We start from the raw sequence: 20,293 nt of genomic DNA, 5'->3' as shown, positions 1-20,293 counted from the left end.
TTTACTATTTTTCATCATTTTTTGTTAATGTTAGTTTTGTTATTGTTTTTGATGTTTTTCTTTGCTGTTGCTTTGTTTTTGTTGATGAATGCATAGTAACATACTGGGGATTATCTGTCTAATATGTAAAAATAATATCTGGTTATAGTTTCATTCTATAGCCAGGTGTTTGGGGAATTTTTCTTTGCATATTTCTTTACACTATTCAGAAACGCCTCATGTATCCTGTCATCCTCATCCAGTTCCGGATGAAATGCCAGTCCATACTGCTCTTTATACTTTACAGCTACAATATTTCCATCCACCTCAGCCAGTACTTCTGCGCCTTCCCCACATTTTTCAATATAAGGGGCACGAATGAATGTCATGGGAACCTGACCGATTCCTTTCATTTCCCTGATGGTGTGAAAACTGCCAAGCTGTCTGCCGTAGGCATTTCTTTTTACTGTCACAGGCATGGTTCCGAAATACACATGCCCGTCATTAGAGAGGTGGTCAGCCAGAAGGATCACCCCTGCACAAGTGGCAAGCACCGGCATTCCTGCCTGGATTTTCTCTTTCAAAGGCTCAAACATTTCCAGCTCCCGAAGGAGTTTTCCCTGTACCGTACTCTCCCCTCCTGGCAAAACCAGTCCGTCAAAGCCTCCATCCAGATCTTCTTTTTTCCGCAGCTCCACGCACCGGGCACCCAGTTTTTCCAGTTTGCTCTTATGTTCTGCAAAAGCTCCCTGCACAGCAAGGATTCCGATTTTCATCTTATTTGCCCCTCTCTGCCATCAGAAGCTGGATTTCCTGCTCATTGATTCCAACCATAGCCTCACCAAGATCCTCGGAAAGCTCTGCAAGCATTTTGGAATCCTGATAGTTGGTGACCGCTTTTACAATAGCTGCTGCACGCTTCTTCGGATCACCGGATTTGAAAATACCAGAGCCCACAAACACACCTTCTGCGCCAAGCTGCATCATAAGTGCCGCATCTGCAGGAGTCGCAACACCGCCTGCTGCAAAGTTTACCACAGGAAGTCTTCCGCTTTTGTGTACATACTCAACCAGCTCATACGGTACACGCAGGTTCTTTGCTTCTTCAAAAAGCTCATCCTCACGCATGGAAACCACTTTCGCGATCTCGCTATTCATCATGCGCATGTGGCGCACCGCCTGTACCACATCGCCGGTTCCTGGTTCGCCTTTTGTACGGATCATGGAAGCGCCTTCTGCGATTCGCCTTAAAGCTTCTCCTAAATCTTTGGCTCCGCATACAAATGGTACTTTAAACTGACGCTTGTCAATATGGTAAACATCATCTGCCGGGGAAAGTACCTCGCTCTCATCAATATAATCAATCTCAATTGCTTCCAGGATCTGCGCTTCTACAAAATGTCCGATACGGCACTTCGCCATAACCGGAATGGAGACTGCCTCCTGGATTCCTTTGATCATTTTTGGGTCGCTCATCCTGGAAACACCGCCTGCTGCACGGATGTCTGCTGGGATTCTCTCCAGTGCCATTACTGCGCAGGCGCCTGCCTCCTCTGCGATTTTTGCCTGTTCCGGAGTGGTAACGTCCATGATCACTCCACCTTTTAACATCTGTGCAAGCTGTTTATTTAATGCATATCTTTCCTGGCTCATTTTGATTTCCTCCTGTATGTATTGTGCAGAAAAATTGTGGGGCACTGTTTTAACAGATTTCCATTTCTTCAACTGCCTTTTATTTGTCTGAAAGCATACAGGAATACTGTACCGTTATAAATATCCAATTTTTATATATTTTAAAAGGACAGTTTGAATATTTTCTCTCAAACTGTCCTGCAGGACTTGTTTTTTTCCAGCAAAACCTTCAGTGCCCGGGCAATTTCTACCTCGTCTTCTGCAATCAGGATACGCATAGTTTTCCTCCGTTTTTTCTGAAAAGGAGACGCTTACGCGTCCCCCATTTTCCCGCCCCTCCTAGAGCCTGATAACAGGTTGCAGGGGCAAATAATATACTATTATTTTTTCGGTTTCTTTCGCGCCATTATGCCACCGATCCGGCCCGTTTCTTTGGCGGAGAGGCTTTTCCAGCCCCCTTCTAAGACTTTATCCAGAATGCCAAGTTCCTGCGCAATTTCATATTTTGTCTGTTCTTCAGGGGTAAGATTTCCGGATTTGTAAGCTTCTACTTCTTTGTCTTTGTTCATATGTCTATGCTCCTTTTTACAGTGTTTGGATGTATATAGGGAGTATGGACAAAATACAATACATTTATTCAAAGTGGATGCAATTTGACATGGCATATTCCACGCGAACCGTCGCAATATTCTGCCAAGCTGACTGTCAACTACAACTAAGCAGCTCGGCCTCCCGCAGCTAAGTTTTCGCAGGCAGTGGAGCTTGTGCGGTTCTTCTTATGCTTTCGGAATAATAATCGCTGCAATAATATATGCCCAGATTCCGGCGCCGCCGAAGCAGGTCAGAATCACCCAGGCTAGGCGGACCAGGGTTGGGTCGATATCAAAATACTCGGCAATTCCGCCGCACACACCGCACAGCATACAGTTTACGGTTGATTTGTATAAACGCTTATTGCTCATAATTGATTCCTCCGATCTGACATTTCTGTCTCATTTTTTATCCATTACATAACTTTACACCAGAGCGTGTCTGAAAAGAGCTTTCTGCAAGATTTAGTTTTCCCCAGTAAACTCCACATCAATCTCGCCCATTCCGCATTCCAGCACCATATCTTTTCTGGCACCTTCATTGGAAATGTTTTTCTCAATGCCAAGTCCACTGTACTCAGAATCCTCCAAATCAATCTCACCCATACCACAGGAAAGATCGTAATTATAGTCCTTCTCTTTTCCAGTTACTACCATGTCAATTTCACCAGCACCGCAGTCCGCATTCAGTTTCTGAACATCAATCTGATCAATGTCGATGGTTCCGGCGCCAACCTGAAGATCACAATTCGCTGCTGTGATATTTCCATAACCGCAAAATTCTCCGGCACCAACTTCCACCGAAAGCTCCTGTACTTTTAAATCGCACTCCAGATCAATGGTTCCCATGTCAACGCCCAAGCTTACCGTATCAAATTCTTTCACTGAAGGAATACTGACTTTTATCTGTTTCTTCTTTTTTACATTGCCACTGCGGGTATCTGTAATCGTGATTTTCCCAGAAGTTTCCTTAACCACCACATCGTTCTTCGTATCATTTGCCACATTTACCCGAATCTTGTCACCATCGTATTCCTGGATAAGGAGCTCATCATACTTCAAACTGATTTCCAGATCACTGGCAAAATCCATATCCACAGTATTTCCATCTAAAGCATCCCAATCTATGTCAGAAGAATGATATTGGACGTTTCCCCAATGGATCAAACCAGCCAGCGGATAATCATTATCCTGAAGCAGCTGTCCAGCCTGATCAAACACATTTACGCCTGTTTCCACTGCTGCTACAGAAATTCCACCGATACATAAACCAATTCCTGCCACTGCGAAAGCACCTGCTGCAATCAGCATTCCCTTTGTTCCTTTTTTCATGCCTGCTCCTCCTTCTTATTCCGATACACGATTTTCTGTAAAAAGTCTGTCACCTTACGAAGAATCCATGGGAAAATCGTGGAGCCCAGCCATCCTGTTAAAATGCAGAACAGAATTCCTGATGCAAACAAAAGACAGCCGATTCCCATTACCAGAAGTCCCACAGCAGTATTGGTAACCAAAGTTCCAACCCCCACACTCATGCAGGCGCAGGCTGCTACGATAAATGCGAACGCCACAACTCCGGATACAAAAATTGCCAAAAACGGAAACAAGATCACCACCAGTAAAATACTGAACACGCCACTGGCTGCTGTAATGATAAATGGGGAAAGAAATACCAGGGCAATTAGGATCAGGATAAATCTGCTGTTGCTTCCCTTCTCTTTCGGGCGATATCCCCTGTGGATACGATCTGTTTTTCCTGCATGTTCCCCATCTCTTTGGCGAATCTCCGGCATATAAGAAGCCTTGTTTTCCCTCAAGTCCTCATATCCATTCTCTGTATACTGTGCATATTCCTCATTGCTTTCGTCAAGGTCTGCCTTTATTATGGCAGCCACTTTTCCGGGGCTTCCAAGCTCTCTGATCACGGAAGCCTCATTCTCAGGACCGGCTTCGTCAAAATAACTGTTGTAGTAAGCCAGCGCCTCCTGCTTTTCTGCTTCCGAAATATCAGACAGCAGCCTCTCTAGCTGTTTCATAAACTGCGCTCTGTCCATACCTGTTAATTCTCCTCCCTCATGTGGCCGCTGTCCGCATTTCTGCCAGCGTCCTCAAACATACTGCCTATCTTGGTGGAATAATTCTTCCACTCGATCTTGTACAAATTCAGCTGTGCCTGCCCTTTCTCCGTCAGTTTATAATATCTGCGATTTCGTCCGGCATATGCCTGATCGTAGACTTCCAGGCAGTCATCCTTCTGCAGGCGGCGCAGCACTGGATAAAGTGTGGATTCTGAAATATCCAGAACTCCGCGTACATCCTGGGTGATCTTGTATCCGTAAGTACCTTCCGGCTCCTTGGACACAACCGCCAGGACAATAGCATCCAGAAGTGCAGCTCCTGTGTTAAATACCATCTGATCACTCCAATCATATTATATAATTCATCAATATTATTTAATTAACAATACTATATGATATATAATATAGTTTTGTCAATACCATTTTTGAAAACAAATTTCTATATTTCTATCATTTACACAAAAAAAGGCGCAGCCAATGCCACGCCAATATTTCAACATATTTTCTTTCACTTCAAATAACTGATAAATTTCTCCGTCACAGGTGAAAGCCTTTTTTATCCTTCACTACAAGCCCAATTTTTTTCTTTTTCAACGCCTTCTATTGCTTTACCTGGCAGGCAATTTATAGATACTTGTGAGTAAATTTTTGCCTGTATTGGTCTCAAATACGCGCTCTCTGGCTGTTTCGACAGCATTCTCAGACATTTCACTTTCATCTGCATTTACAAGGAAATCAGCTTCCAGAAGAATGCGGTAGTCCAGTCCGTCTACGTTTGTATAAGTGTGGTGATGGCTGACCAGATAGTTGATTCTCTCTTTCATTTCATCATCAATTTCCACATCCTTAAGGAAATTTTTTACCAGCTCAGGACTTTCTTTTTCCTGGTTGGAGCCGTTTGTATTACCATATTTTACGCGGCATACAGGGCAGGCAATGTCGTGGATCACGGCTGCGATTTCCAGAATTTCCTGCTTTCTTTCGGTCAAATTTTCCATCTCGCCAATCATTCTGGCATATGTATATACCTTCAGGAAATGGGCAATATCATGCTTGTTTCCATCGGAATATGCGATCATTTTTGCGATAACATTATTTATGGTTTGCTGTGTTTCTGTCATGTTTTTTCCTCCTCGTTTGCATTCAAAAAGCGGCAGAAATCATCTGGAAGGGGAGCTTCCAGAGTGATTATTTCATCTGTAAATGGGTGACAAAAAGTCAACTTCCAGGCATGGAGCGCAGCTCTTTTGAAGCAGTCATTCCTATTATTTATTCTGCCTTCCGTATTCTTTTTTTCTTTGCTGTTACTCATTTTCAAACACGCTCCAGAGCGTGTTTGAAAAAGGCTTTCTGCAAGATGTGCGTCACAATTTGTGGGAGATTTTGCCCGGATGAGGGCGCCGTAGCGGGCTACGGCAACTGAATTCGGGCAAAATATACCGCAAAGTGGGGCGTGCAGATTGTGGGAATGATTTTTCAAACACACTCTAGGATTGTACATCGTATCTCCCAGAAGAGGGTGACCTATCCCTGACATGTGAACCCGGATCTGATGGGTTCGTCCGGTTTCCAGCTGAAGCTCAACAAGAGTCGCGTTACCGAAATTTTTTATGTTTTTATAATACGTAACTGCATTCCTGCTTCCTGGCAACAGTCCATCTGGAGAAATTGTCATTTTCATGGGATTTTCCGGATCCGGGGCAAGTGGTATAGCAATTTCTTTCCAGAATACAGAATCATTTGCTTCTGATAAATCTCCTTCTGCAAGCGCCAGATATTTCTTCTGCAGCTTTCCTTCTTCCCTCTGCTTCTGCAATCTGGCTGCCGCCACCTGGTTTCTGGCAAAAAGTAAAATCCCGGAGGTCTCTTTATCCAGACGTCCAATGGACCGAATGCGTGTTGTCTCATTTTTTTCACGAAAATAGGCTGCAAGCAGGTTAGAAATGCTGTCCTGATAATGGCTTCCGGATGGGTGCGTCACCATACCAGCCGGCTTGTTTACTACAAGTAAATCCTGGTCTTCATAAAGGATCTGAAGTTTCTGGGGTTTTAATCCGTCTTCCAGCTCTTGTCTTTCGAAATCCAATAATTGTTTTTTTCCTCGTTCTATGAAACTACTTGTATCTGGACACACCAGTTGCTTTGAATCAATCCCTTTCGCTTCCAGACATACCTGAAGCCGATCACCAGGCACTGCTATTTCCGTTACACGGCACTGTTTTCCATTTTTAAGGATACCTCCCGGCCTGAACTTTGCCTGACTGATCTGCCTCTTTGTAAGCCCTGCCTCAGCCCGCAAAACCTCTCCTACTTTTCCAGACTCTGTGATCCTTATCTCAAGATATCTTTCCATATCTGCATCCTTGATAGCTCCTGCCCATATCTTTGTCAAAATGAAATCTCCGCTGCTCAAAACACGAAGCTTGTTTAGCTTTATCACATAGTTTATCACAAAATGAAAGCTTATGAAATCCCCTATGATCTTAAAACAGTAAATAATAAGCAAGCCGAAATACACATAGGTATTCGGCTTGCAAAATTTGTCATATATTTTTCAGGAAATTCTTTTTGTCCACGTCCCAGAGCGTGTTTGAAAAAGGCTTTCTGCAATCTGCACACTCGAATCCCCATCCTACGCGATTGGTATAGTTATTTACGAAACGATGTACTAGTTTTACCTGCTTATCAGTATTCCATCAGCCTTCCTGCCTCATCAATATAGAACACGTCATCCGGTCCTATATAATAGCTGTCGGAACCATCAAAGTACATTACATTTCCTTCCCCATCATACCAGTAATAAGTATCTCCCGGATCACTTTCCTCTACATAATCTTCATCAGGAATGTAGTCTCCGTATCCTTCACCATCGTCAGCTGTCTGGGCTTCGTAGGCGATAGAATCGGACTCTCGTAAAAAAGCTGCACCTGCATAAATATTTCCATATCCGGAAATCACAGGACTGAGCATCAGATCGCCATCTCCATCCAAAGTAACATCTGCCACATAGATTCCGCTGTCATTGACCAATTTCAGGGCAGTTGTGCCAAGTGTGGTAAAAGTACCGCTGTCAAAAAAATATCCCCCTGTTTTATCACTATTCAGGCTGTTGTAGATTTCCCAGGTTCCTTCTCCATAAAGCCGGATATTCATGGCATTTAAATCTCCATACTGGTACCAGCTGTCAAAATAAGAGATAAACATTTCCAGGCTCTCTCCTTCGGCACTTGGATCATAATCTTCCCCTTGAGTGAAAGTGGTTTCTGTATTTTCAACGCCCTCAATCTCCGTCAGCTCCAGAGAAGAAATGGCATCCCGGTATTCCGCCTCCATCTCCTCAGCAAAATCCGCTGAAACTCTGTAAGCATAAGCAAAGGTATTGGTATCCGTCTGGAAATACAGCATTTTCCATTTGCAGGTATCTTCATTTGCTCCGGTGGTAAATTCCAGTTCATATGCCGGATAAGTGAATTTCTCTGTATATTCCTGGTTCTGTACTGCTGTGAAATCCTTTATTTCCGATTCACTTACAAAGCCTGCAAACTGTTCCATATATTCCTCCGGGGTACCGGTGAATTCATTGTCATTTAAAGCACTGCAGTTGACGATCACCGTCATACAGTCCTCTGTCATATCGGAATAGAAATACCCTCCTTCCCAACTGGAATTGTTATAAAGAGGGCGCAGTCCTGTATAGCGTTTATTTGACATGAGGACATAGCTTTTCTTTTCCACGCTGTCTTCGTTTTCAGTCTGACCTTCCGAATTCTCTTCTGCCTGATCTTCCTCTGCTCTGGTAAAAACCGCAGCTCCGTCATTTCCCATATGAAGAGTATCCGCGGAGTCCAGATAAAATCCCTCCAGCCACATGCCCATGCGATTGTACATGTCATATCTGCCATTTCCGTCGTTGTATTCATCCACATATTCCAGATATCCCTGAACATCATCGCCTTCTCCGGTGTGATATACAAACAATCCGTCTGCACTTAAGGTAAGAGTTTCATCAGCCTGTGCATCTTCATTTTTCCATACACCGGAAAGTGCTGCATAGTCAGCTCCGTCCTCTACCTGAAGCGTATCCTCGTTTTCTGCCATTACGCTGTAAATACCAGCTGTGGGAACAACTGCTGCACATAAAATAAACGCGATGACCGCTGTAACTATTTTTCTCTTCATACCATTTTCCTCCTGTCGAAATATGTTGTACCTTTACTATACGTTTTCTCTGACAAAAATAGTATTAACTTCCAGTTAGCTTTTCCCTTCCATCATCTCCAAAAGATACTTGCGCTTCACCCGGACATCCCCGGGAATCTGTAATTTGGAATAAATCTGATTGATGTACTGCTTCACAGTTCCCTCGGATAAAAACAGACTCTGGGCGATTTCTTTGTTGCTCATATGCTTCGCCATAAGCTCCGTAATCTCCAGCTCACGATCTGACAGTACTTTAAAGACCGGCGGATACGCCTCCTCTTTTTTTAACTGATCGCACCGCATTTCCCATTCTTTCCCCATTCTGGTGATCCTGAAAAGAAAATTTTCATTGATTCCGAAAAAGCTTCCCTTCAAAAGCTCCTCTATGTATGGATAATTCTCCACAAATGGCATAAGGATTCCATCTGGAAAAGCCTGGGAAAGTGATCCTCTCAAAAGTTCAAGCGCCTGTTCTGTTTTTCCCAGCTTCCAGTTGGCCGCAAGAAGCTGGATCTGCACATGAAGCGCCACCAGATCGTAGTGAAGAGCCTGACACATGGCAAGAATGGATTCGCTTCTTCCGATCACCTTCGAATATTCTCCCTGGGCAAGATAAACCTGATTCTCGATCATTTCCATCATCGGTCTCCCAGGTGCCAGAAAATTCACCGTAGAAAGCATATGCGCTCCAAAGAGAGCCGGAATCCGCTCCGTTTGTCCGGTGACTGCATAGTAATAGGCGCAGGTGCTGTCAAAAATATTGACCCAGGTGGTATTATGCCCCTGCAGCAGTTCTTTTCGACGTTCTTCAAATGTATTTCTCATTTTTATGTCCATGCAGATAGACAGCCTTTGTGCCAGAAAATCGCAGCAAAGTGCAATGCTCTCCTGCCCGTTTCCCTGAATCTGGGTATAAGCCTTTTCCAATGCTATGTGGGCATCAACAAAATTTCCGCGCATAAAGTGAGCCTCTGCGCTCATAATCGTTTCTGCACCCTGTCCGTGTCCGTTTGTGATCTTGTAATAATGAGGCATACACTGGTTCATCTCTTCCAGCTCTTTGTCAAGATCTCCGCTTTTCCTGTGAAACATCATAAGTACAGATGGGGAGCCAAACGTCCAGCCTCCGTCACTTCGGATACTGATGGCAGGTCTTGTCATCTTCTCGCTGGCACTGCGGTGAAACTGACTCATTCTCGAAATATCATTGTACATAAGAAAGCTCTGGATCAGGTCGCATTCGCCCAGAAGATTTCCTCTCTCTTCCTCAGACAGCTTTGGATGTTCTCTGATGGATGCCAGAAGAAGTTCTTTCAGTTCCAGCATTTTGGGAATATTTTTCCAGTTAAACATGCATCTCATAAGAACCAGAATTGCAAGCGGATATTCTTTTAAAACGGAAACCGGACATCTGTTCAAAACTTCCAGAACCTCTTCCGGTTTTAGAGAAGCAAGTAAGATTCCGGCATCTTTTTGCACCACCCGGAGAATAGCTGCAAAATTCTGATTTCGCCGGTATGCTGACAAGGCATGGATATAGGCACCATATTTTTCATACCATGCACCATATCTTTCATAATAGAAAGCCTGTCTGGAATCATCCAGTGTTCTGAACGCACGAAACGCGCACTCTTTCATCATATGGTGAAAGCGGTAAGTCTGCCCGTCATTCAGGCAGGTGACAAAAGCATTCTGCCTGGTGAGCGTTTTCAGGATCTGGTGTACGTCTTCTCTTTTTGTAATAAATTCTGCCATCTCTTCCGTGAATTCATCTGCAAGCCCCATGGCACTTAAAAATTCTTTTCTGTCTTCTGGCAAAGGATTCAGCATGGAAGCGGAAAACATCTGGTAAATATCAGATGTTTTTCCTGGCAATTCTCCTGATTTTGAAAAAGAACACAAATTCAGGTAAACAGCTGCGAACCATCCTTCGCTGGATTTCAGAAGCTGCTCAAGCTGGCTGTCTGTCAGGCTAGTTCCGCAGCGGCGAATATAGGCTGACAGCTCCCCAGCGTTTAGACGCAGATCGTCTATTTCTATTCTGTGAAGTCTTCCTCCAAGTCTTACAATCCAGTCATCACTGATAAAATGATTTCGGCTTGCTACGATCAGATGCACATTTTCCGGAATCCTCCCTGCCATTCTGCACAGGAAAGTGGCCGCCCGGTCATCTTTTAACAGATGAAAGTCATCTATAAAAATATAACAATTTTCACATTTTTCCAGTTGATAGCATAGAATTTCCGTCAAAAATCCAGCGGAGGCTTCATCTTCCGGGCAGTCGTAGTTTTCCAGAAAGTTAAGACCTGCGAAGGAAAATGCATTTTGCACACTTTTCCAGAAGATGGAAAGATTTTGGGAGTAGATGCTGATCCGGATCAGCAAAGCCTGAGTGTCTTTCGCCAGTCTGGACAGATACCAGTTTACGGCGGTTGTTTTGCCATATCCCATAGGGGCTGTTATGGCTGTCAGCGCGCTGTTGGAAACAGGCTGCAGGGATTTTTGTAAACGTTCTGATATGTAAATAGAATTCAGGCTGATTTTTTCTTTTGGCATTTCATACCCTCACTCTCTTGTTTTATAAGTATATTGCTGTTTACACCGTTTCCGGAGTATGATTTGTAGGAATAATTTTTCAAACACGCTCTAATGATCATTCTATTTTTAATTATAGTGGAAAAGACAGGAAATTCCAATGGATTCTTTTGCTTTTGCTTATGTTTGACTTGTTCTTTTTCTTCCGCTATACTAAAATGTGTTTAAAAAATGCTTTCTGCAAGATGTGTTTCACTGTTTTCGTGAAATTTACGCAGTAAATCTGACACTCATATCATTCTATTTCAGTACTAAGGAGATTTTTCTATGGATTCAGATAGATTATCAGCTCTGCCTCAGGCTTTTCTTCATCGGATGAAGGATATGCTTGGGGATGATTTTGAACCTTTTCTGGCAGCTTATGAACAGCCGCGTACTTATGGGCTCCGGGTAAACACGGCAAAGATTTCCTGTGAGGAGTTTGAACAGATTGTGCCCTTTGAAGTGAAAAAAATCCCATGGGTTTCGAATGGTTATTTTTACAATGAGGATGTAAGGCCATCCCGGTGTGCTCTTTATCAGGCTGGACTTTATTATCTTCAGGAACCAAGTGCCATGACCCCCGCTTCCCGTATTCCGGTGGAGCCAGGGGAATATGTGCTGGATATGTGTGCAGCTCCTGGAGGAAAAGCAACTGCAGTTGGTTCCGCCCTAAAGGGTGAAGGACTTCTGGTTGCAAATGATATCAGCACTACCAGGGCAAGAGCACTGCTTCGAAACCTGGAACTGTTTGGGATTCCCAATCTTTTTGTTTCCAATGAAAAGCCTGAAAAAATGGTAAAGAATTTTCCGGAATTTTTCCATAAGATCATTCTGGATGCACCTTGTTCCGGAGAGGGGATGTTCCGTAAGGAGGAAGCTCTTGCCAAAGACTGGACTCCTAAGAAGTCTGAGGAGCTTTCCAGAATTCAGAAACAGCTTTGTCTGAATGCGGCAGACATGCTGCAGCCGGGAGGACAGATGCTTTATTCTACTTGTACCTTTGCACCTTGTGAGGATGAGCAGATCATTTCCTGGCTTCTCAGGGAACGGCCGGAACTGTCTCTGATTTCCATGGAGGATTATGAGGGCTTTTCCACCGGAAATCCTGAATGGGGAGATGGGAATCCACAACTGAAAAAATGTGTGCGCATTTTTCCCCATAAGATGCAGGGGGAGGGGCATTTTCTAGCCCTCTTGCAAAAGGAGGGAACGGCTGGACCTTCCGCTGGTACTTCTAAGACCAGTCGTCTGGCTGCAGATGTCCGGAAGTATATGGAAGAATTTTTCAGAGAAATCGGGTTGAAAACTTTAGATGGCCAGGAGTTTGACTGGAACCGGGTGGAGGTCCGGGCAGATAAAGTTTATTATCTGCCGTCTGTTTCCTATAATTTCAGAGGACTTACGTTTATTCGGAACGGACTTTATCTGGGAGATCTGAAGAAAAACCGGTTTGAACCGGCTCAGCCGCTTGCACTGGCTTTCCGGAAAAATGAAGCTGAAGCTGTGATTTCCCTTTCTGTAGATGATCCAAGACTGGAGCGGTATCTGAAAGGGGAAACTCTTACAATTGAGCCTGAGGAGGCTGCTCATTCTAAAGGATGGCATTTGCTTTGTGTGGAAGGGTATCCCCTTGGGTTTGGAAAACTTGTGAATGGGACATTGAAAAATAAGTATCCAGCGGGGTGGAGAGTGTAAGTTTGTCAAATTTTCGCTTTCCCTTCCGCCTGCGACGTGCGTGGATGTGGCGTGCCTGGTCTGAGGGCTTTGCGGAGGTTCCGAGAAAATCTTAGAGGACAGGATTTTGCGTTGAAGACATGAGAGGACACTGTCTGAGCTCCGAAGGAGCGAGTTTGGCCTCTCATGTCTTCGCTTTTAGCAAAATCCTGTCCTCTTAGATTTTCCGGGTTCTTCGCACAGTTCTCAGATCAGGCACGCCACATCCACGCACCTTCTGCGAACACAAGCAATCATCCTAACAATATCTCTTTTTTCAACGTAAAGGAATAAATATACTTCTCTTTCACCCTGCGCCCAGTCATTCTATGAAGTGCCTGAGCATAATCCTCCAGCTGAGTGTGATACAGATCAACCAGCTTCTGCTCTTCCCCCCTGCGCACACGATCCGTCTTGTAATCAACCAGCACGATCTCATCCCCTTCCAGAAAATAAGCGTCTATGATTCCCTGCACAAGCACACGTTCCTTGGGATCCCATGCCTCATCTATTTCAGCAGCACTTCTGGAAATGACAAAAGGCTGTTCCCTGAAAAGAAGCCCCGATAATGCAGCGACTTTCATTCTCTGCCCCAGTGCCCCATTCACAAAAGACTGAATATCTGAAATTCTGATACATTCTGCTTCTGCCTCAGACATTTTTTTGCTCTGAACCAATGCGTTGATCTGCTCTTTCAGCTGCTGTGCACTATCCGTTTTATTGTACTCAAGACATTCCATCACACGATGGTAAGCAGTACCTCTTGCCGAACCTGTGAACGCCTCTTCCGTTTCCTTCTTTTCCTCAATAAATCTTGGAACCAGCGGAACAATGTCCGGTTCGAAATATACAGCTTCTTCAATATCCGTATCTTCATGGTAACTCTTCTTTTTCAAATCCGATACGCTGACCTTCACCGGAATATCTTTACGATATTCATAAGGATATACAAATCCAAAACGCTTTTCCAGTTCCGCTTTGATTTCAGGATCCACGATTTTCTCACAATCCCAGTTATCCAGAATATCGTCTTCCATCTGCCCGACAGCCTGTTCCACCACTTCAGCCTCCGTTAAAGTCCGCGCTGTGATCCTTTTCACCTGAAACTCTGCCGGATCATCATAAAGCAGATTATCATGGGATGGCAGCAATCCAAACTCCTCAAAAAGTTCATCCATGCAGCGGTGCCTTGCAAGCGCAGGAAGCACATAATCCCAGTAAGTTTTTCCATTCAGTCTCGTTTCTGCCGGAAGAAGTTCCTGTTCATTTTCGCGGAATCTGTATAAAGAAAGCAGCCTTTTTTCCAGATTTCCTATTGTTCCGGTCATGATCAGTTTCTCCTTGGCACGCGTCAGGGCAACGTAAAGTACTCGGATTTCCTCCCCCAGAGTCTCTTCCAGAAGCTTACGGCGGATCACCTGCTTATACAGTGTTGACACAATCATCCGCCGGTCTGGCAAAATGGCGTCAGCGCCAAGACCGTAATCCGGATGAATCAGAAGTCTGGCGTTCAGATCCTGCATATTGAACTGTTTTCCCATACCGGCAAGGATTACAATCGGAAACTCGAGTCCCTTGCTCTTGTGGATCGTCATGATTTCCACGGAACCTTCTCCTGCGCCAGAAAGATTTACTTCGCCATAATCAACTTCATATTTTTGCAAATGTTCAATATATCGGACAAAATTAAATAAGCCTCTGTAACTGGTCTTCTCATAATCCATTGCCTTTTCCACCAGCATAGCGAGGTTGGCGCTCCGCTGTGCACCATTTGGCAGAGCTTTCGCATAATTACCATAGCCGGTTCTGCGGAGAATCTCAAGAATCAGCTCATGCACAGGAGTGTACACCGCAAGATCACGCATTTCATTCAGCAGGACTATAAAACCATGTAATTTGTTGTAAAGAGTTCTTTCCTGCCCCTCATATTCTTCCAGGAAATTCAACACGCTGTCATACAGCATCCCCTTCGGATGTTCTTCCCGCAAAACGGCAAGCTCCTGGGTAGTACATCCCACCAGCGGCGACCTCAGCACACCCGTCAAAGGAATATCCTGAAGAGGATTATCGCAGACCTGCAGATAATTCAGAATCGTAACCACCTCAAGTGCGGAAAAATATCCCGTCTTTGAAGCGGCATACACAGGAATTCCGTGGGCAGAAAGCACCTCTGTAAAGGTTTCTGACCAGCCGGAGGCGGTGCGAAGAAGGATTACAATATCTCCGTATTTCGCAGGACGATATTCTTTGGTTTCTTTATCAAGTACCAGCTCTTTTCCCACAATTTCCTTAATTCTGTGGGAAATAGCAAGAGCCTCCAGTTCCCGGGCATCCTTTCCTTCCATCAGATCCTCCAGTTCTTCAGAATCCTTTTCTACCAGAAGAACTTCTGCAGGAAGAAAGCTTTCCTTGTTTCCTTCCGGAAACACAGCTCCAGGATAAAGAGCTGCGGCTTTATCGTAGGCAATTCCACCAAGATCTGTTCCCATAATCTGACGGAAAATAAAGTTTGCACTATCCAATACCTGAGACCGGCTGCGGAAATTTTTATGAAGATCGATTCGCTGTTCCGTACTGTCCGTTAAACTGTACTGTTCATACTTTTCCATAAAAAGCTCTGGTCTGGCAAGGCGGAACCGGTAAATGCTCTGCTTCACATCACCTACCATGAATATATTTTTTCTTCCATCTGCCCAGCCGGAAACACAGTTAGTGATCATTTCCTGTACCAGGTTACTGTCCTGGTACTCATCCACCATGACCTCGTCATATTTCAGGGAAAGTTCACGTGCTGCCGGACTCATGTGATAAATATACTTGCTCTCTCCAGTCCAATTACCGTCGTTTTCGCCATTTTCTTCCGCTGCATGAACCCTTTGAATCAGAATTTCCAGCGCAAAATGCTCCATGTCCGTAAAGTCCAGAATATTTTTTTCCCGCTTCTTCTCTCCATACATACGGATAAATTCCCTGGTAAGCTCCACCAGCATTTCTACAGGCTCCCGGCAGGTTTCCAGAAGCACTGGAAGTTCCTCCTCCTTTACGGAAAAATACCGTGTTCCAATATCCTTTAAAATATCCTTTGCATTTTCCCGAAGAGATTTTACCTGCTCTTTCAGCGTATCATCTACAGGATCTTTTGGTTTCTTTCTGGAAAGAGCGGCAAAAGCCGGTTTGCCAAGAAGCTCTCCTGCTCCGTCAAAATCACCGGCGGCGGCTTTCTCTTCTGCTGCACGAATGAGGATGAGATCACTTTGCAGTGCTTCATCATACAGGTATGGTCCTCCTGGCGCATTGCAAAAGCTTCTTGCCTGGGTAATCAGTTCCTTTGCCTGGCAAAGATCCTCCGTAATGTTTTTCCATAACAAATTCATCCATTCTGATGATTTTACAGACTCTAAATCCATATTTCTATAACTATCTATGCATTCTTCCAGCCAGGTATCCGGATATGGATTGCTCATGGCAGCATTATACAGAGAATAAATCAGTTCTTTGATTCCATCATCTGTTTTGCCTGATGCGTAGCATTCGATAAAATACTTAAACTTTTTGTCATCTTTTATGTAATAGTTCTCCAGAAGCTCCTTCATCACGTCCTCTTTCAGAAGCTTCAATTCTCCCTCTTCTCCTGTCCGATAACCAGGATCCAGACCAATAAGATGGAAATAATTGCGGATCACATAAGCACAGAAGCCATCTATCGTGGTGATCTGCGCCGTATGGATCAAGGTAGTCTGGCGCTGCAGATGCTCATTGTCTGGATTCTCACAGAGAGCATCTTCCAGGGCATTTGCAATTCGTTCCCGCATTTCCCCTGCTGCTGCTCTTGTGAACGTCATGATCAGCAGCCTGTCAATGTCAACAGGATGCTCCGGATCCATCACCTTTTTTAGAATTCGCTGCACAAGCACCGCAGTCTTTCCGGAACCAGCTGCTGCACTTACCAGAATATTCCGGTTTCTTAAATTAATAACCTGCTCCTGCTCTTTCGTCCAGTTCACTGCCATTATTCATCCACCTCCTTCACAAAAGCATCCCACAGCTCTTCATCTGTAAAGTTTTTCAGCCTGCGGAATTCATAGCCTGGAATGTCCATGTCAAAACCGCATACGCCACTGTAAGGACAGTAGGTACAGGCATTTTTCTTTCCCAGCATATATGGAGAAACCTGGGCATCTCCGGTCATAATGGACTGTCTGATATGAGAAATCTTTGTTTTTACATAACGGTTTAAAATATCAAACTGCTCTTTTGAGGCTACAGAAGAATTTTTCCGGAAACTTCCGTCCTTGTTAAAAGATACGGGAATTGACACAAGGGAACTGTCCATTTTTTGTACCAGTTCTTTGTCTTTCAGAACCAGTCCATTCATCTTTAGTTCCTTCAGCACTTTCTCCTGGACAGTCTCTATATCTGCATCTATTTTTTCCTGAATCATAGGATCCTTAATATTGTAATAAAATACCCCTGCAGGAATCACCTCTTTATCCTTATGCTTGTTTTGCTCTACGGTAAGGGCACCGTCCATGTAGATCATCAGCTGCAGCTGCAGACCATGATACAAAGAAACCAGATCAAAAGAAGTATTCCCGGTCTTATAATCAATAACCCTGACATACAACTTCCCATCATCTGTCTCCATAGTATCCACGCGATCGATCCGACCGCCCTGAAAAACAACTTCCACACCTTCCGGCTCAAATTCCCCGGATTTCAGCTGTTTCTGAATTGCCCACACAGTTCTTCGTACCATTCGCTTGGTGCGCTGGATCATATATTCATTGCGTGCACTGCTTTTTAGAATGGTATTGCCATAATCTGCACTTATTGTATCTACCAGACGGTCTGCCAGCGCATCCCTCTCTTCCTCAGAAAGCTCTGCCAGAGAAAGCTTTTCTTTGTTCACTTCCTTTATCAGAGACTCCAGCACCTTGTGCATAATATTTCCCATATCCATGGCGCGGAATTCATACTCTGCACGCTCCGTAAGTTTGAGACCATACTGGAGGAAATGGGCAAAAGCACAGGCAGAATAACGCTCCAGCCTGGTGGCACTGTAGGGCGACACCTCTCCATAGAGAACCTTTGCCACACTTTCGCTGATAATATCGGCAGGCTTTCTGGTTCTGGAAGCCTCCACCAGCTTCCTGGCTAAAGTCCTATATTTAGGACTTCTAAGATACCAGCTGTAAAGCTCGCTGTACAAAGGACTTCCCTGTCCCACAGCGCCCTCTCCAAGACCTTTCAGGAAGCATTCCAGACTGGTTCCCGGAAGCTCCATGGCGTTTAGGCTGAATTCCTCATCACCTGCATTTTTCACCTCCAGTCCGGGATATAGAGCCTGTATACTGTGGATCAGATATGCAGGACTTATAGGTTCTCCTTTTCCATTTGATAAACTGTAGGAAAGGCACAAATGCTCACTTGGCTTTGTCAGATTCAGATACAGATAAAAGCGCTGGGTGTTCATCAGCTCTTTCGGACCTGGTGCAAGCTCCATTCCCTCATCTGCAAAGAATTCTCTGTCCATCTGGGTCAAAATTCCGCCAGAGTCTGTATTTTTCGGAATATTCCCCTCGTTTACACCTACAAAAAACAATGCCTTTATTTCTTTCAGACGGGTTCTTTCCATATCTCCAACAAGGACCTGATCCATACTGGGCGGGATCAGCGCAACCTTTGACTTGGCAAAACCAGTTTCCAGAAGCTGGACAAATTCCGTTCTTGTAATTTCTTCCTCTCCAAGGATCTCTACCATGCGGTCAAGAAGTTCCATAACAATTCCGTATATCTGGGCGTATTCTTTTTCCAGAGCTTTTTCTCCTTTTTCTTTAAAGAAAAGCTCCTGTTTCTTTAGTTTTTTCTGTATTTCACAGCTTTCGATAAACTGATATAAACTATAACAATATTCACATACTTTTCTCTTTCCACTGGAAAATCCCTGAGCCAGGATCTCAGCCTCCCTCACAAATATTTCCCGGTATTCGTTCAGGACTTGAATATCCTCCGGATCCATGGTCCGGTAAACTCTCACCCACTTCTCGGACCACTTTTTGTAGCCGCGAATTCCAAGGGCAAGCACATAATTCTCCAGCATATCCACCTGGTCCCTTCCAAGGCCGGACATATCACAGCGCAGATACCGGAAAACACTTTCGTAGGAAAAACCCTTTGTAACCATTTCAAGAACAGCACGAATATATTCTATAAATGGGTTCATCAGAATGGTGTGCTTCTCATCCAGGAAATAAGGGATCCGGGATTCCTCGAATACCTGAGATGCAATACTTTTGTACGCCTCCAGATTTCCGGTAATCACAGCGATTTCTCCGTATTTCAGATTTTTTTCACGGACCAGACGGCGTATTCTCCTGGCTGTCTCTTCCAGTTCTTTTACAGGGGATTCTGCTGCAAATATGCAGATTTCTTCCTGTTTCTTCTCATAGACAGATCTTCTGTAGCGAAAAAGATGCTTCTCCAGAAAGTCAAGAGAGGTGGAATTTCCAAAGCGGCCCTTTCTCTCATCCTTCAGAAGAACGGGATCATCCAGATTGCTGGTCAGACCGGACAAGGTGTGGATCATTTTCCTGCTCATATAGAATAACTGATGTGGTTTTCCCATCTGTAAAGGATTTTCTCTGGCATCCATGGTGACAGTTACCAGAACCTTATCGCAGACATTTAAAAGTTCCCGGATCACGTTCATCTGCACCGGAGTAAAACCGGTGAAGCCATCCAGAAGGAGTACGGATTTTTTCAGTTTATCAGAAAAAGGAATAGCTTTTTTCAAAGCGTCCATCACGCCTTCGCCGGTCATATAATGACCTTCCAGATACTGAAGAAAGGCCTGATAAAGGACACCCACATCCTGCATTTTCATATGAAGAAGAGAGTCTTCCCCTGTTTTTCCCAGCATGTCCTGCAGTTCTTCTTCCCGGATATCATACTGCATAAATTCTGAAATCAGAGATTTCACTTCGTCCAGATAGCCCGGTTTGTTCATCTGGTTGCCAAGGTAGGGCAGATTTTTGCGATGCTGCTGCACCAACTTCTGAAGAACCATACTTTTTCCAGTGTCATCCAGAAGCACTTCCATGGCACCGCCTGTCTCCTCGAAAATACGATAGGCAAGGCGCTGAAAGCTGAGCACATCGATATTCAGGATTCCCTTTCCGGGGTGCATTTCGACTACGTTTTTCTGTGTCTGCATGGTAAACTGTTCCGGGACGATAATATAGTACAGGTGCTGTGGATTTTCCATAGATTCCCGGATGATCTGTTCACATGCATAATGCGTCTTGCCAATACCGGAGCTGCCGATGATGAATTGTAGGGACACGTTTTTTCCTCCTTCTGCCAATTGTATGGAATAAAAAAGCCTATATCTGATAAAAAATCATTCTGTTTTATATTCTATCATATTTTCCATGCTTTGATAATAGGATAGAATAAGAAGATTAGAGCCTGGTTTTGCGGCCAGGATTATTTTTTTCATTATCAGTGCGATACAGGAGGCGCAGT

Annotated in this window: 13 protein-coding genes and 3 pseudogenes; 2 read left to right on the top strand and 14 right to left on the bottom strand. The window is 44.3% G+C overall.

Annotation, left to right across the window (positions count from 1 at the left end):
- Positions 1–155: 155 nt before the first annotated feature.
- From pdxT to I2D69_RS20615, 9 genes and pseudogenes are all read right to left on the bottom strand, one after another.
- A complete protein-coding gene (gene pdxT / locus I2D69_RS01240; protein ID WP_148461249.1) occupies positions 156–755 on the bottom strand; it encodes a pyridoxal 5'-phosphate synthase glutaminase subunit PdxT in 600 nt (199 codons plus the stop codon).
- Between the two features lies 1 nt (position 756).
- On the bottom strand, positions 757–1,632 hold the full coding sequence (gene pdxS / locus I2D69_RS01235) for a pyridoxal 5'-phosphate synthase lyase subunit PdxS (protein WP_173770640.1): 876 nt from the start codon (positions 1,630–1,632) through the stop codon (positions 757–759).
- Positions 1,633–1,991: 359 nt separating this feature from the next.
- A complete protein-coding gene (locus I2D69_RS01225; protein ID WP_118583262.1) occupies positions 1,992–2,180 on the bottom strand; it encodes a small, acid-soluble spore protein, alpha/beta type in 189 nt (62 codons plus the stop codon).
- A 207-nt stretch (positions 2,181–2,387) separates the two neighbouring features.
- Positions 2,388–2,573 carry a PspC domain-containing protein gene (locus tag I2D69_RS01220; protein WP_021924744.1) on the bottom strand — a complete coding sequence of 62 codons (186 nt, stop codon included), beginning with the start codon at positions 2,571–2,573 and terminating at the stop codon, positions 2,388–2,390.
- A 93-nt stretch (positions 2,574–2,666) separates the two neighbouring features.
- Positions 2,667–3,533, bottom strand: coding sequence for a DUF4097 family beta strand repeat-containing protein (locus I2D69_RS01215; protein WP_195379270.1), 867 nt, complete (start codon positions 3,531–3,533; stop codon positions 2,667–2,669).
- Positions 3,530–4,255, bottom strand: a complete 726-nt coding sequence (locus I2D69_RS01210) for a DUF1700 domain-containing protein (RefSeq protein WP_173716381.1) — start codon at positions 4,253–4,255, stop codon at positions 3,530–3,532. Before I2D69_RS01210 ends, I2D69_RS01215 begins: the two co-directional genes overlap by 4 nt.
- Positions 4,256–4,260: 5 nt before the next feature.
- Positions 4,261–4,614, bottom strand: a complete 354-nt coding sequence (locus I2D69_RS01205; protein ID WP_173716380.1) for a PadR family transcriptional regulator — start codon at positions 4,612–4,614, stop codon at positions 4,261–4,263.
- Between the two features lie 273 nt (positions 4,615–4,887).
- Complete coding sequence (locus I2D69_RS01200) at positions 4,888–5,400, bottom strand: HD domain-containing protein (RefSeq protein ID WP_173716379.1); 513 nt, start codon at positions 5,398–5,400, stop codon at positions 4,888–4,890.
- Positions 5,397–5,699 (bottom strand): annotated as a pseudogene (locus I2D69_RS20615) (DUF6783 domain-containing protein); the annotation flags it as partial. The gene I2D69_RS01200 and the pseudogene I2D69_RS20615, both read right to left, overlap by 4 nt.
- Between I2D69_RS20615 and I2D69_RS20610 the strand changes: the two are divergent.
- Positions 5,637–5,813, top strand: a pseudogene (locus I2D69_RS20610) (DUF6783 domain-containing protein). The pseudogenes I2D69_RS20615 and I2D69_RS20610 overlap by 63 nt on opposite strands.
- Positions 5,814–5,822: 9 nt before the next feature.
- Here the strand turns inward: I2D69_RS20610 and I2D69_RS20605 are convergent.
- The 3 genes and pseudogenes from I2D69_RS20605 to I2D69_RS20395 all read right to left on the bottom strand — a co-directional run.
- Positions 5,823–6,632 (bottom strand): annotated as a pseudogene (locus I2D69_RS20605) (RluA family pseudouridine synthase); the annotation flags it as partial.
- 332 nt (positions 6,633–6,964) lie between these two features.
- Positions 6,965–8,458 (bottom strand): hypothetical protein, encoded by a 1,494-nt coding sequence (locus I2D69_RS01190; RefSeq protein ID WP_148461243.1) that lies wholly within the window; start codon positions 8,456–8,458, stop codon positions 6,965–6,967.
- 75 nt (positions 8,459–8,533) lie between these two features.
- Positions 8,534–11,035, bottom strand: coding sequence for a LuxR C-terminal-related transcriptional regulator (locus I2D69_RS20395; protein WP_173718778.1), 2,502 nt, complete (start codon positions 11,033–11,035; stop codon positions 8,534–8,536).
- A gap of 306 nt (positions 11,036–11,341) precedes the next feature.
- Here I2D69_RS20395 and I2D69_RS01180 point away from each other — a divergent pair, with 306 nt between their 5' ends.
- Complete coding sequence (locus I2D69_RS01180) at positions 11,342–12,751, top strand: RsmB/NOP family class I SAM-dependent RNA methyltransferase (protein WP_195379268.1); 1,410 nt, start codon at positions 11,342–11,344, stop codon at positions 12,749–12,751.
- A 272-nt stretch (positions 12,752–13,023) separates the two neighbouring features.
- On the opposite strand, the gene addA is transcribed toward I2D69_RS01180, so the two are convergent.
- Together addA and addB are read right to left on the bottom strand one after the other, a co-directional pair.
- Entirely contained in the window at positions 13,024–16,779 is a 3,756-nt protein-coding gene (gene addA / locus I2D69_RS01175; RefSeq protein ID WP_195379267.1) for a helicase-exonuclease AddAB subunit AddA, read from the bottom strand.
- Positions 16,779–20,111 (bottom strand): helicase-exonuclease AddAB subunit AddB, encoded by a 3,333-nt coding sequence (addB, locus tag I2D69_RS01170; RefSeq protein WP_195379266.1) that lies wholly within the window; start codon positions 20,109–20,111, stop codon positions 16,779–16,781. Before addB ends, addA begins: the two co-directional genes overlap by 1 nt.
- Positions 20,112–20,293: the final 182 nt, after the last annotated feature.

Origin of the sequence: Ruminococcus sp. D54t1_190329_F1 (assembly GCF_015551645.1) — a bacterium.
Lineage (GTDB): Bacteria > Bacillota > Clostridia > Lachnospirales > Lachnospiraceae > Blautia_A > Blautia_A faecis.
Note: the sequence above shows the minus strand (reverse complement) of the source record. Positions and strands in the feature narration are given on the sequence as shown.

Coding starts and splice junctions, on each gene's coding strand:
- pdxT (WP_148461249.1), bottom strand. CDS start 755: ATGAAAATCGGAATCCTTGCTGTGCAGGGAGCTTTTGCAGAACATAAG.
- pdxS (WP_173770640.1), bottom strand. CDS start 1,632: ATGAGCCAGGAAAGATATGCATTAAATAAACAGCTTGCACAGATGTTA.
- I2D69_RS01225 (WP_118583262.1), bottom strand. CDS start 2,180: ATGAACAAAGACAAAGAAGTAGAAGCTTACAAATCCGGAAATCTTACC.
- I2D69_RS01220 (WP_021924744.1), bottom strand. CDS start 2,573: ATGAGCAATAAGCGTTTATACAAATCAACCGTAAACTGTATGCTGTGC.
- I2D69_RS01215 (WP_195379270.1), bottom strand. CDS start 3,533: ATGAAAAAAGGAACAAAGGGAATGCTGATTGCAGCAGGTGCTTTCGCA.
- I2D69_RS01210 (WP_173716381.1), bottom strand. CDS start 4,255: ATGGACAGAGCGCAGTTTATGAAACAGCTAGAGAGGCTGCTGTCTGAT.
- I2D69_RS01205 (WP_173716380.1), bottom strand. CDS start 4,614: ATGGTATTTAACACAGGAGCTGCACTTCTGGATGCTATTGTCCTGGCG.
- I2D69_RS01200 (WP_173716379.1), bottom strand. CDS start 5,400: ATGACAGAAACACAGCAAACCATAAATAATGTTATCGCAAAAATGATC.
- I2D69_RS01190 (WP_148461243.1), bottom strand. CDS start 8,458: ATGAAGAGAAAAATAGTTACAGCGGTCATCGCGTTTATTTTATGTGCA.
- I2D69_RS20395 (WP_173718778.1), bottom strand. CDS start 11,035: ATGCCAAAAGAAAAAATCAGCCTGAATTCTATTTACATATCAGAACGT.
- I2D69_RS01180 (WP_195379268.1), top strand. CDS start 11,342: ATGGATTCAGATAGATTATCAGCTCTGCCTCAGGCTTTTCTTCATCGG.
- addA (WP_195379267.1), bottom strand. CDS start 16,779: ATGGCAGTGAACTGGACGAAAGAGCAGGAGCAGGTTATTAATTTAAGA.